Annotated in this window: 13 protein-coding genes and 1 pseudogene; 9 read left to right on the top strand and 5 right to left on the bottom strand. The window is 55.2% G+C overall.

Annotation, left to right across the window (positions count from 1 at the left end; all coding sequences use genetic code 11):
- The first annotated feature begins 89 nt into the window (after window positions 1-89).
- A complete protein-coding gene (pyrF, locus tag D7024_RS10335) occupies window positions 90-821 on the top strand; it encodes an orotidine-5'-phosphate decarboxylase (protein ID WP_121451733.1) in 732 nt (243 codons plus the stop codon).
- 40 nt (window positions 822-861) lie between these two features.
- On the opposite strand, the gene D7024_RS10330 is transcribed toward pyrF, so the two are convergent.
- A complete protein-coding gene (locus D7024_RS10330; RefSeq protein ID WP_121451732.1) occupies window positions 862-1,041 on the bottom strand; it encodes a small, acid-soluble spore protein, alpha/beta type in 180 nt (59 codons plus the stop codon).
- A gap of 129 nt (window positions 1,042-1,170) precedes the next feature.
- On the opposite strand from D7024_RS10330, the gene pyrE reads away from it, so the two are divergent.
- Window positions 1,171-1,782 (top strand): orotate phosphoribosyltransferase, encoded by a 612-nt coding sequence (pyrE, locus tag D7024_RS10325; RefSeq protein WP_121451731.1) that lies wholly within the window; start codon window positions 1,171-1,173, stop codon window positions 1,780-1,782.
- On the opposite strand, the pseudogene D7024_RS15200 reads toward pyrE, so the two are convergent.
- From D7024_RS15200 to D7024_RS10315, 3 genes and pseudogenes are all read right to left on the bottom strand, one after another.
- A pseudogene (locus tag D7024_RS15200) lies at window positions 1,730-1,953 on the bottom strand (helix-turn-helix domain-containing protein). The gene pyrE and the pseudogene D7024_RS15200 sit on opposite strands and share 53 nt — an antisense overlap.
- A complete protein-coding gene (locus D7024_RS10320) occupies window positions 1,895-2,269 on the bottom strand; it encodes a response regulator (RefSeq protein WP_243113757.1) in 375 nt (124 codons plus the stop codon). Before D7024_RS10320 ends, D7024_RS15200 begins: the two are co-directional and overlap by 59 nt.
- A gap of 93 nt (window positions 2,270-2,362) precedes the next feature.
- Window positions 2,363-2,653: a sensor histidine kinase gene (locus D7024_RS10315; RefSeq protein ID WP_121451730.1), complete on the bottom strand. Its 291-nt coding sequence runs from the start codon at window positions 2,651-2,653 to the stop codon at window positions 2,363-2,365.
- 126 nt (window positions 2,654-2,779) lie between these two features.
- Here D7024_RS10315 and D7024_RS10310 point away from each other — a divergent pair, with 126 nt between their 5' ends.
- From D7024_RS10310 to bioB, 7 genes are all read left to right on the top strand, one after another.
- Window positions 2,780-3,517, top strand: a complete 738-nt coding sequence (locus D7024_RS10310) for an amino acid permease (protein ID WP_341466979.1) — start codon at window positions 2,780-2,782, stop codon at window positions 3,515-3,517.
- A 98-nt stretch (window positions 3,518-3,615) separates the two neighbouring features.
- Window positions 3,616-4,761: an alanine dehydrogenase gene (gene ald, locus D7024_RS10305; RefSeq protein WP_121451728.1), complete on the top strand. Its 1,146-nt coding sequence runs from the start codon at window positions 3,616-3,618 to the stop codon at window positions 4,759-4,761.
- A 181-nt stretch (window positions 4,762-4,942) separates the two neighbouring features.
- Entirely contained in the window at window positions 4,943-6,082 is a 1,140-nt protein-coding gene (alr, locus tag D7024_RS10300) for an alanine racemase (protein WP_121451727.1), read from the top strand.
- Window positions 6,083-6,279: 197 nt separating this feature from the next.
- A complete protein-coding gene (locus tag D7024_RS10295) occupies window positions 6,280-6,849 on the top strand; it encodes a biotin transporter BioY (RefSeq protein WP_121451726.1) in 570 nt (189 codons plus the stop codon).
- On the top strand, window positions 6,849-7,592 hold the full coding sequence (gene bioD / locus D7024_RS10290; RefSeq protein WP_121451725.1) for a dethiobiotin synthase: 744 nt from the start codon (window positions 6,849-6,851) through the stop codon (window positions 7,590-7,592). Before D7024_RS10295 ends, bioD begins: the two co-directional genes overlap by 1 nt.
- 196 nt (window positions 7,593-7,788) lie before the next feature.
- Window positions 7,789-9,165: an adenosylmethionine--8-amino-7-oxononanoate transaminase gene (bioA, locus tag D7024_RS10285; protein ID WP_341466978.1), complete on the top strand. Its 1,377-nt coding sequence runs from the start codon at window positions 7,789-7,791 to the stop codon at window positions 9,163-9,165.
- 176 nt (window positions 9,166-9,341) lie between these two features.
- On the top strand, window positions 9,342-10,304 hold the full coding sequence (bioB, locus tag D7024_RS10280; RefSeq protein WP_341466977.1) for a biotin synthase BioB: 963 nt from the start codon (window positions 9,342-9,344) through the stop codon (window positions 10,302-10,304).
- 24 nt (window positions 10,305-10,328) lie between these two features.
- On the opposite strand, the gene D7024_RS10275 is transcribed toward bioB, so the two are convergent.
- On the bottom strand, window positions 10,329-12,086 hold the full coding sequence (locus D7024_RS10275) for an Rqc2 family fibronectin-binding protein (protein WP_121451722.1): 1,758 nt from the start codon (window positions 12,084-12,086) through the stop codon (window positions 10,329-10,331).
- Window positions 12,087-12,284: the final 198 nt, after the last annotated feature.

Genomic DNA, 12,284 nt, shown 5'->3' with positions numbered 1-12,284 from the left:
AAGGGACGGTCCGGTTCCTGGCGAGCGGCCTGCCAAGCACACCGGGGTTGGCGGGGTTCAGCGCACCGTCCCGGTTAAGGAGGGTTTTTGTGAACATCGACGAAGCCAGGAAAAAGTTAATTGTTGCTCTGGATGTAGACTCTACGGAACAGGCCCTTGATCTTGTGGAACGGCTCAAGCCCTGGGCGGGCATGTTCAAGATCGGCATGCGGCTGTTTTACAGCCAGGGGCCGGCGGCGGTGGAGGGATTGTGCCGGCGGGGAGTGAAAGTGTTTTTAGACTTAAAACTTCACGATATCCCCAATACCGTGTCCCAGGCAGCCCGGGTTCTCGCCAGGCTGGGGGTGGCCATGTTCAACGTCCATGCCGCCGGCGGGCGCGCCATGATGCGGGCGGCGGTAGAGTCCTGCAGGAAGGAATCGGCGGTCCTGGGCATTCCCCGACCGCTGGTCATTGCCGTTACCGTGCTTACCAGCATCGATCAGCCTGCTTTTAACCGGGAACTGGGTCTCTCCGGGCCTATTTTGGACCGGGTGGTGGCCTGGGCCTTGCTGGCTAAAGAGTGCGGCCTGGACGGCGTGGTGGCTTCGGCTCAGGAAGCGGCGGCCATCCGGCAGTCCTGCGGACCGGACTTTTTGATCGTTACCCCCGGTATCCGCCCAACCGGAGCAGCCTGCGGCGACCAGAAACGAATTGTAACCCCTGCCGGTGCCCTGGCTGCCGGCGCCAGTCATCTGGTGGTAGGCCGCCCCATTATTGCCGCCCCGGACCCGGTAGAAGCCGCCAGGGCTGTACTGGATGAAATGGGAGCGAGTGTATAAAAAGAGGGTGCGCTTCTATTTAATAGCGCACCCCCTGCCGCTATTGTCCCTGCGTCATCGCCCGCTCAGCCCTTTCGATGGCCAGTCGGACCAGGTTACCGCAGTTCCGCGAGGAAACGCTGCCCCAGCCCTCCCTGCGCACCAGGTCGGCTACTCCCAGTTCTTGGGCTAATTCGTATTTCAGCCTGTCGGACATCAATCCTCCACGCCGTCTACCCATTAGCCTGCCTCCTTTTTGGCGGGCGGGACAATGCGGCATTATTATTATGTGATTTATGCCCCTGGGGCATTCCTGCAGCAGATGATCTGGTATAATATTCTCTAAATCGACATTTGAGGTGAATTAGCTTTGCTCAGCCGTGAAGAAATTCTTTCCATCTTTGAAAAAACCGGTGCCATGCTTACCGGTCATTTTATACTCACTTCCGGTCGCCATAGCGACCGTTACTTCCAGTGCGCCCGGGTGCTGGAACACCCCCGGTATTGCGAGTTGTTGTGCCGGGAACTGGCCCGGGGATGGATAAATGAAGGGCTTAAAGACGTGGATACTGTTATCGGCCCGGCCCTGGGCGGCATTCTGGTGTCCTATGAAGTAGCCCGGGCACTAGGAGCTAGAAGTCTTTTTACCGAAAGGGAAAACGGGGTAATGACCCTGCGGCGGGGCTTTGTGTTGTCTCCCGGGGAGCGGGTGCTGGTGGTGGAGGATGTGATTACTACGGGCGGGTCGGTCCGAGAAGTGATTGACGTGGTCCGGGAAGCCGGGGCGCAGGTTGTGGGAGCCGCCGCACTGGTCGACCGCAGCAATGGGACGGTTGATCTGGGTGTAATCCTCCGGGCACTGCTAACCGTTCCGGCGGTTAGCTATAGCCCGAAAGAATGTCCCCTGTGCCGGCAGGGTATCCCCGCGGTCAAACCCGGGAGCCGTCACCTCTCCGGTGCTGGCGGAACTCCGAGGGGGTAACCCCTTCCCGTTTTTTAAATACCGCGGTAAAATAGCTGTTGTTGTTAAATCCCACTGCGCTGGCAATCTGGTCGATGGTTTTTCCCCGGCCAGCAGGAGGGCCTTGGCTTCGTTAAGCCAGACCTCGGTAAGGTAATCGATAAAGCTCTGGCCCGTGCACTGTTTGAACAGGCGGCTTAAATAGGCCGGGCTTAAATGAACCTGACGGCTGCTGCGAGTAGGAAAACTCCCCGTAGGCGGTGATAATGATCACCTCCACGGCGGGTTTTTTTTCTTTGATCGTCCTGGTGGCCGCAAGGCCATCTATTCCGGGCATTTTGATGTCCATGAGAATGATTTCGGGCTGGAGGAGCTCAGCTAGTTCCACTGCTTCCCTGCCGTTTGTGGCCTCACCGACCACGACCAGGGGGAGGCCGGCAATTTCCACCAGGTGGTGTAAAAATCTGCGTTCCAGTTCTTCGTCCTCGGCTAACAGGATTTTGTACACATAAATCACTTCCCCTACGGTGAAGAAAGTCGGGTGTTCAAGTCTACGCTTTTTGCGAAAGCCAGAACCGTATTATGAGATCTATGGGCAGCTTCAAACATACCCTTGTCCAACCGGGCGGCTATCCAGGGAAACGCTGTATTGAGGACCGAAATAGAGCTTCAGCCTTTCGTCCACATTCTTAAGACCAATTCCCCGCGGCTTACCCGATCCGGCCTGATTATTACCATTGAAAGCAGCCAGTATTTCCCGGGGAATGCCCACGCCGTCATCGGTAACACTGATTTCGCAGATCCCATCCTTGATTTCCCCGGTAATGATCAGGTGTCCCAAGCCCTCTTTAGGTTCAATTAATTGGGACAGGTTTTCGGGGCTGAGTTTCATGAAAAATCCCCCCGTGCACTATTATATCAAAATTCTTGTCCTATCGCGCGTTAAGGTTTTCTCAAATTATGAATAAGACAAAAATACAACGCCCTTGGACAAAATATTAATATTCTCCCTGGTGCATTGAAGTTTTCTGGTCAAAAATACGATAAGGGTGGTATTCGAACTGTCAAGGGGAGAGGAGTAAATTGTCAAAAATCTGTTTTAAGTCTTGTATTAACCTTCTCCAAAATTGGCATTCCAGCTGCCGCCGGCATCATTAACTTTGTGGTGATGACCGCGGCACTATCTTCGTGCAACAGCGGCTTGTTCAGCACCGGGCGCATGCTCTATAACCTGGCTTTGCAAAAAAATGCCCCGGCGGTGTTTGGGAAGCTTTCCCGCCACGGCATTCCCTATGTGGGTATATTAGTTTCCTCGGCTTTCCTGCTGGTTGGTGTGGTTTTAAATTACCTGGTACCGGCCAGGGTTTTCATTTATATCACCAGCGTGGCCACCATCGGTGCTCTCTACATCTGGGGCATAATCCTGGTGGTACAGATGAAATTCCGCCAGTCGCTGTCGCCGGAGGAGTTAACAAAAGTAACTTACTGCACCCCCCTGTGGCCCTATGCTTCCTGGGCGGCGCTGGCCTTTCTGGCCTTTGTACTGGTGCTCATGGCCTTTGATTCCGGCACCCGGGTGGCCCTGTACGTTGGTCCCGTTTGGTTTGCCCTGGCGGTGGCATCCTACTATTTCTTCGGTCTACACCGGCGCACCCCGGAGCGCAGGGGAGCGTTCCAACCTACCCCGGCGAAAAAAATGCTGGAAAATAGGTATAAGGACAAATTTAGTATAAGGACAAATTTACAATATAATTAGACAAAAAACCGTCAAGGGGAAATGATTGGTCGAAAGAATAGTAATTAAGTAGAGTTGTGTATGTGCGCTGATAACAGCATTAAAGGGAGGTATGGCAAATGATCGTTGGTGTGCCCAAGGAAATAAAGGATAACGAGAACCGGGTAGGTATAACCCCCTCCGGCGTCGAAGCCCTGGTTAAAGCCGGGCACCAGGTGGTCATTGAAGCCGGGGCCGGTCTGGGCAGCGGCATCACCGATGAGGAGTATGTGGCCGCCGGCGCCTGCATGTTGCCCACCAAGGCAGATGTTTACGAGCAGGCCGACATGATCATGAAGGTTAAAGAACCCCTGCCGGAAGAATACGATTTGTTTAAAGAGGGCCAGTTACTCTTCACCTATCTGCACCTGGCTCCTGAGCCGGAACTTACCAGGGCCCTGCTGGCCAAAAAGGTTACGGGCATTGCCTACGAAACCATTCAAACCAACCGGGGTACCCTGCCCCTGCTCATGCCCATGAGCGAAGTGGCCGGGCGGATGTCCGTCCAGGTTGGTGCCCAGTTCCTGGAAAAAACCTATGGTGGTCGCGGGGTGCTCCTGGGCGGGGTTCCCGGCGTGCCTCCTGCCAGGGTGGTTATCATTGGCGGGGGTACCGTGGGTACCAATGCGGCCAAAATTGCCGTGGGCATGGGGGCAGATGTAACCATTATCGACAAGAATGCCGAACGTTTGCGCTATCTGGACGATATATTCGGTCCCCGCATCAAAACCCTCATCTCCACGAGTTATAACATCAAGGAAGCCGTTAAGGAAGCTGACCTGGTCATTGGGGCCGTACTCATCCCTGGGGCCAGGGCTCCCAAGCTGGTCACGGAAGAGATGGTTAAAGCCATGCAACCCGGGTCCGTTATTGTGGATGTGGCTATTGACCAGGGTGGTTGTGTGGAAACTGCCGACCGGGTGACCACCCACTCCAATCCAACCTATGTCAAGCATGGGGTCATTCACTATGCTGTGGCCAACATACCCGGTGCGGTTGCCCGGACTTCCACCTATGCCCTGACCAACGTTACCCTGCCCTACGCCCTGGAGTTGGCCAATAAAGGCCTGGCCCAGGCGGTCAAAGATGACATTGCCCTGGCCCGGGGCGTGAACGTAATGGACGGCAAGGTAACGTACAAGGCCGTGGCCGAAGCCCTGAATCTGGAGTACACACCGCTGCATGAATTGATGGATGTGCCGGTGGATTTAATGCGCATTTCCTAACACGTACTTGCCCGGTGGTTTGCGGAGCAGTAAAATAAGTAAAGGGCCTCTCCCCTGAGAGGCTTCCTGCCTTTATAGCAGATAATTTTGAGAAAGAACCTGCCACGTATGTTCGGATAGGTGTGGAAGGGATGATTACCGCTTCAGGTTTTTATCATATGGTACCAAAAGGGGTTCTGCTATGATCACCGGAAGTTGCAGTAACGGCCGTCCAGTTTGGGTAGAGGTAAATCTGGGGACCGTTGCCCGTAACGTGCGGGAGATCCGCAAATTGCTTCAACCGGATACAAAGCTAATGGCTGTGGTCAAGGCTGATGCTTACGGTCATGGGGCGCTGCCCGTGGCCCGGGTAGCTCTGGCCAATGGCGCCGAGTGCCTGGCCGTGGCTATTTTGGATGAAGCCCTGGCCCTGCGCCGGGGAGGTATAACCGCCCCCATCCTGATCCTGGGTTATACCCCCCCGGAACAGGCGTACCTTTTGGTGGAGCATGATCTGACCCAGACCGTTTTTTCCCTGGAAGTAGTCCAGGCCATTTCTGCTGCTGCCGCAGCCGCGGGGAAAACCGCCCGGGTACATTTAAAGATAGACACAGGTATGGGCCGTATTGGAGTCACCCCTGCCGAGGCACCGGATTTTGCTGTGGCCGTATCCCGGCTGCCGAGTATTTTTATAGAAGGGGTCTTTACCCATATGGCCTGCGCCGACGAACAGGACAAAGCTTACACCCGCTGGCAGTTCGACCGTTTTAAAGAAGCACTGGCCGGCATTGAAGCCCGGGGCGTAGCCATACCGCTTAAACACGTGGCCAACAGTGCCACCACCCTGGATTTACCGGAAATGCATCTGGATATGGTACGGACGGGTATTATTTTGTACGGCCTGTGGCCTTCTCCCGATGTACGGCGGGTAATTGATTTAAAACCGGCTATGCAGCTAAAAACCCGGGTAGCTTATGTTAAACAGGTGCCGGCTGGTACTTCCATCAGCTACGGCCGCACATTTACCACCACCGGCCCTTCGGTTATTGCTACTCTCCCCCTTGGCTATGCCGACGGCTGGTCCCGGCTGTTGTCCAATAAGGCCGAAGTGTTAATTCACGGGCAGCGGGCCCCGCTGGTGGGCCGGGTGTGCATGGACCAGTGCATGGTGGACGTAACCCGGATTCCGGGGGTGCGGCCGGGGGACGAGGTCGTTCTCTTTGGAGTGCAGGGGGAGCAGTTTTTACCCGTTGAGGAAGTGGCCTCCCATATGGGCACAATTAATTATGAGATGGTTTGCTTGATCAGTAAGCGGGTACCGCGTATTTATCTTAATGATTGAACAGGATGACTGAACGGGCCGGGTTAAACCCGGCCCAATTTGCAGTTTTGAGGCGACGGTTGTCTGGGCCAAACAGTGCCTCCAGGAGAACGGCCTCCCAGGAATAAGGCAATTTTGGTTGACTTGAGGAAAGGGTTTTTGTATATTATATGTTAACCAAATATTTATTGATAGTTAACGATAGGAGGGATAGGATTTTGCGGCTGTCGGTAAAAGAAATGGTTCTGGTATCCATGTTTGCCGCTCTGACGGCAGTGGGAGCTTTCATTAAGATTCCCATTCCTTATGTGCCCTTTACCCTGCAGTTTCTCTTTGTCCTCTTTGCCGGGCTTTTGTTGGGCAAGCGGCTGGCTTTTTTGAGCCAGGTAATCTATCTTGCCCTGGGATTGGCCGGACTGCCCATTTTTGCCCAGGGTGGCGGCCCGGCCTACGTGCTGCAGCCCACCTTTGGTTACCTGGTGGGATTTGCCCTGGGCGCTTACGTTATCGGGGCGGTTGTAGAAAGGGTAAGGGAGAAGGGAGTACCCGGTTATTTTTTGGCCAGTATGGCCGGGCTCGTGGTGGTTTACGTCCTGGGAGTGATCCACCTGTACATAATTTTAAATTACGTGGTGCAAAAACCCTTCACCCTGGCCCAGGCGGTATGGTTTGGAGCCATTGTCTGTGCACCGGGGGATCTGTTTTTATCCCTGGTAGCCTCCCTGGTTGGCGGCAGGGTATATAAGACACTACAATCCGTCAATCCAGTCCACCGGGAGGTGTTTTAATGGGCAGGGGATATCTGGTTACCGGTACTGATACCGGTGTGGGCAAGACAGTCATCACCGCCGCCCTGGTGGGGGTCTGGCGTCGCCGTGGAATTGATGCCGTAGCCATAAAACCGGTACAGAGCGGGGCAATTGAGGCCAAGGGGCGGATAGTCCCCGAGGATGTAGTTTTTTACCGTCATGTGGCCGGCCTGCCCCAGTCCATAGATGAGCTGAACCTTTATCGTTTTACCCCTGCTGTTTCCCCTCACCTGGCCGCAAAGCTTTCGGGGGAAAGAGTTGAACCGTCACGGGTGGTGGATTTTTGCCGGGAAGTGTTTCAACGCCACGAGCTGGTCCTGGTAGAGGGGGCCGGGGGGTTGTGTGTGCCCCTTTCCGGTCCCGACTTTACCGTGGCCGACCTGGCCCGGGAGCTTTCCCTGCCCCTGCTGGTGGTGGCCCGCCCGGGGCTGGGCAGCATCAACCATACCGTGCTGACCGTAGCCTATGCTCAAAACAGAGGTCTTCCCGTGGCCGGAATAATTATTAACGGCCTGAAAGCAGGGGAGGCGGGTCCTGCGGAAAAGGACAACCCGGGGATTATTGCAACTATGACCGGCGTGCCCGTGCTGGGGATAGTGCCCTACCTCCCGGGGGTCAGTGTGGAAAAAGGGAGCGCTGACGGGCTGGTGGAGACAGTGGAAAACACTGTGGTCTGGGAGGATTTGGTTTCCCGGATTTGCGGGTGCACTGGTACAGGATAAACGTGCTTGCTCCCAGGATGAAATGAAAACGTTGCGCTTAAAATGGGCGAGTGGACCCAGCACTCACCATGATTACTGGCTCTTTTCGAAACCCGATGTGCCATTTAAACCTGGAACGCCGGTAGTATAGTCATATTTTGGGGTGAGTGCTGGGCGGCAGCCAACCGGGCATTTATCCAGTCTATTTCTTCCGGAGGTGCTCGATTTGATTAAATACGATCCCGCCCTTTTGGAACAGTGGGACAAGGAGTACGTCTGGCATCCCTTTACCCAGATGCAGCAATATGCCCAGGAAAAACCCCTGATTATTGCCCGGGGTGAGGGAAGCTACCTTATTGATGTGGAGGGAAACCGCTACCTGGATGGAGTTTCCTCCCTCTGGGTGACCGTACACGGCCACTGTCATCCCGTATTAAACCGGGCCATCAAAGAACAGCTGGATGAAATAGCCCATTCCACCCTGTTGGGTTTGGCCAACATCCCCTCGATCCTCCTGGCCAAAAAGCTGGTGGAGATTACTCCCCCGGGGCTCAATAAAGTTTTTTATTCCGACGCCGGGGCCACCGCCGTGGAGATTGCTTTAAAAATGGCCTTTCAATACTGGCAGCAAAAGGAAGGGGGGCGCTTCCGCAGCAAGACGAAGTTCATCTCCCTGGTGGAAGCCTACCACGGGGACACCATTGGTTCGGTCAGCGTGGGCGGCATGCCCCTTTTTCACGGCATCTTTAAGCCCCTGCTTTTTGAATGTCTCCACGCCCCCGCTCCCTATTGCTACCGCTGCCCGCTGGAAAGAGAAAGGAAAAGCTGCGGGATGGCCTGTGTGGACCGGCTGGAAGAACTGCTAAAGGCGCACCACCAGGAGGTTGCCGCATTGATCATCGAACCCCTGGTTCAGGGGGCCGCCGGGATGATCACCGCACCGGACGGTTTCCTCCGCCGGGTGCGTGAGCTATGCATCAGGTATAGCGTTCTGCTGATTGCCGATGAGGTGGCGGTGGGTTTTGGCCGCACGGGGCGACTCTTTGCCTGTGAACACGAAGGGGTTTCTCCCGATTTGATGTGCCTGGCCAAGGGTATTACCGGAGGATATCTCCCCCTTGCCGCCACCCTGACTACCGACGAGGTTTATAGCGCCTTTCTGGGTAAACCGGAGGAATGCAAGACCTTTTATCATGGCCATACCTACACGGGCAATCCCCTGGCCTGTGCTGCCGCCCTGGCCAGCATTGAGTTATTTGAAAAGGAAAATTTGCTGGCCGCTCTGCAGCCCAAAATTGAACTTTTGCGCCGGAAGCTGGAAGGTTTCTGGGAGCTGGCCCATGTGGGGGACATCCGCCAGCGGGGCATGATGGTGGGTATTGAGCTGGTGGCGGATAAGAAGACCAAACAACCTTACCCTTTGGAGGAGCAGGTGGGCCACCGGGTGATCCTGGAGGCCCGCCGGCGAGGGCTGGTTATCCGTCCCCTGGGTAATGTGATCGTGCTCATGCCCGTACTGACCATGTCGGAAGAGGAGTTAAACCAGGTCCTGGAGATCACTTATGAATCCATAGCCGTGGTCACGGGTGAGTAAAAAAGCCATCTAATCCCATTTTTCGTAGAAAAAGACTGCCGCCTTTTGAAGGTGATGTGATGCCGCTCGATGAACAAGGGAAAAGTTCTTATCCCAACCCTAAAAAAGCAGGTGAACCCCATGCCTGGATAAATTTAGTTGAAAATCTTTGGGGGTTTTAGCTTATGTGGCAGGAGATGAAAAATAGGGTCCTGGAAGGAGAGGGCTTAACCCGGGAAGAAGCATTTGCCCTGGCCAGCTGGCCGCCGGAGAAGCTGGAGGAGTTGGTAGACTTGTCCCGGCAGGTACGCGAGCGCTTCGGGGGCCGGGAAGTGGAGCTCTGTTCCATCATCAATGCCCGGTCTGGTCTTTGCAGTGAAGACTGCCGTTTTTGCGCCCAATCCTCCCGCTACCGGACCGGGGCGAAAACTTATCCTTTGATTGGGCCGGAAGAGGCCCTGGAAAAGGCCCGGCGCATGGAAGCCGCCGGGGCACGACGTTTTGCCCTGGTGACCAGCGGCCGGGGCATTGGACAGCGGGATTTTGAGCGGGTGCTGGACATTTACCGGGTGCTTCGGACCGAAACCCGCCTGGAACTCTGTGCTTCCCTCGGGATCATTGATTGGGATAAGGCCCGGCGTTTAAGGGAAGCCGGGGTAACCACCTATCATCATAATTTGGAAACCGGCCGGAGTTATTTTCCCCACATCTGCACCACCCATACCTTTGAGGATAGGGTGGCTACCATCCGGGCCGCCCGGTCGGCCGAATTAAAGGTTTGTTCCGGTGGGATCATCGGAATGGGGGAAACCATGGCTGACCGGATGGAAATGATCCTGGAACTGCGGGAACTTGGGGTAACATCAGTTCCGGTAAACATTTTAAATCCCATTCCCGGCACGCCCCTGGCCGGACAAAAGCCCCTGCCGGTAGAGGAGATCTTCAGAACCCTGGCCCTTTTCCGCCTGATCATGCCCCGGGCCGTTTTGCGCCTGTGCGGGGGGCGGGAGCCCGGTTTGGGGGAAAAACAGCAAAAAGCCCTGGAGGTTGCCGTTAACGGTCTGATGATCGGCAGCTATCTCACCACCCGGGGCAATGAAGTACAAAAGGACCTGGACATGATTGCCGCCGCAGGGTTAAGGCTGGCCGCCGGGGGCTGATCCTGAAAGGTGCGATTCCGGCGGTTACGCCTTGAGCCTTTTTACCAATTCCTGATTGGGATTAACGATGAGGGTGCGCTGTCCGGTATAAATAACGTAGCCGGGACGGGCTCCCCGGGGTTTGTGTACGTTTCTGCACAGGGTATAGTCCACCGGCACGTTTTGCGATTCCCTGGCCCGGCTGAAATAAACGGCCAGGGAGGCAGCTTCGGCCAGGGTGGTTTCCGGTACTGTCCGTCCGCCGGTGCGAATGAGCACGTGGGAACCGGGGATGTCCTTGGTGTGCAGCCAGACATCTTCGCCTTTGGCCAGGCGCAGGGTGAGGTAGTCGTTTTGCTTGTTGTTCCTTCCCACTAAAATGGTAAAACCATCGCTGGAAGTAAAAACAAGGGGCCGGGGTTTTTCCGGTTCCCTTTTCTTTTCCCTGCTTGCCGGCTTCAAGTAGCCTTGCTCCTCCAGTTCTTCCCTGATTTCCACCAGTTCTAGTACGGTTGTGGCCTGGGTAATGGCCGTTTCTACGCCCTTTAAATATTCCAGCTCTCTTTGGGTTTGCTCTATCCGGTTTCCGGTTTCCTCCCTGGTTTGTTTGGCCTTGGTATATTTTTTAAAGTAGGCCTGGGCATTTTGCACCGGGCTCAACCGGGGATCGAGCGGAATGGTTACCATCTTTTTTTCCGGGTCGTAGAAATTTTCCAGGGTAACCTCGCTAAGACCTTTTTCCAGGCGATACAGGTTGGCCGTGAGCAGTTCCCCAAAGATTCTATATTCTTCTGCCCGTTCGGCTTTGGCCAGGCTTTCCTCCTGCAGGGAAAGCTTTTGGGATAGGCGACCCATCTCCCGCCGCACCACGGTAAGCAGGGATTGTTTTTTACTTTGATAAGCCTGGTCTTCTTCCCTGGCCGTATAAAAGAGATCGACTAAAGCATTCATGCTGCCCTGCCGGCGGGTTAAAGGGTGAAAATGGGTTAGATCAAAGGCGGCAAATTCCCTGGGCCTGCCCTGTTCGTCCAGCACCAGGGAAGGTTGGAATTCTCCCCGGGCAATGGCGCCGGCCATTTGTTGAATTGCCTGCCACAAAACCACTATTTCATATTCCCCGCAATGGTCCAAAATAAGATCTTGAGCCAGTCCGGCCCGGCAAAGGATCTCCCGGGCCATCACCTGGCTAATCCCATCCAGGATGCGCTGCAAGATAGCGGCTACTGGGGTTTCCAGGGGAGCTTCTAGCAACGCCTGGCGGAATTCCTCTTCTTTCAGTTCAAGGGGATTTAGTTTGTGCTGTTCCGGTGGGGGTATATATTCCCGCCCGGGCAAAACCTCCCGGTGGCGGCTGACGGCGTAGGTATAGCGCTTGATGGCGTCAATAATTTGCTTTGTATCGGGGTTAACCAGAATAATGTTGCTGTGCCGCCCCATGATTTCACATATCAGTTCCTTGAGGCAGGGTTCTCCCAGGTCGTTATAGCTCTGAACCTGGAAAACCAGTACCCGGTCCAGCCCCCGCTGGTGGATTTCCCGGATGCGGCCTCCCTCCAGGTGCTTACGCAGGACCATGCAAAATACCGGTGGGGATGGGGGGTTTTCCCTTACCCGCCCGGTTAAGTGTACCCGGGCGTTTTCCGGATGAGCGGAAAGCAGCAGGCGGGCCCGGGTGCCCGGGCGGTGGATGAGCAAATGTATCTCCAGGGGAGAAGGTTGGTAGATTCTGTCAATGCGTCCATCGAGCAGTTCGTTTTCCAACTCTTTGCGTACCGCTGCCATTACCAGTCCATCAAAAGGCATAGAAGACTTCCTTTCCACTGGCATGTTACCAAACAGTTGAAAATATTTAGTAAAACCGTTATGAGGAGGATGCGGCGCTGTCCGGAGCGAACGACTTGCGAAGCGCCGGTAACAGCACCCGGTGAAGCGAGGCTGCCGGCTCGGCTCTCGAGGACGCATGATGAACTACCCGGAAGAGGACCTTTTAAGACATATTGT

Source organism: Desulfofundulus salinus, assembly GCF_003627965.1.
In the GTDB taxonomy this organism is placed as follows: Bacteria; Bacillota; Desulfotomaculia; order Desulfotomaculales; family Desulfovirgulaceae; genus Desulfofundulus; species Desulfofundulus salinus.
Note: the sequence above shows the minus strand (reverse complement) of the source record. Positions and strands in the feature narration are given on the sequence as shown.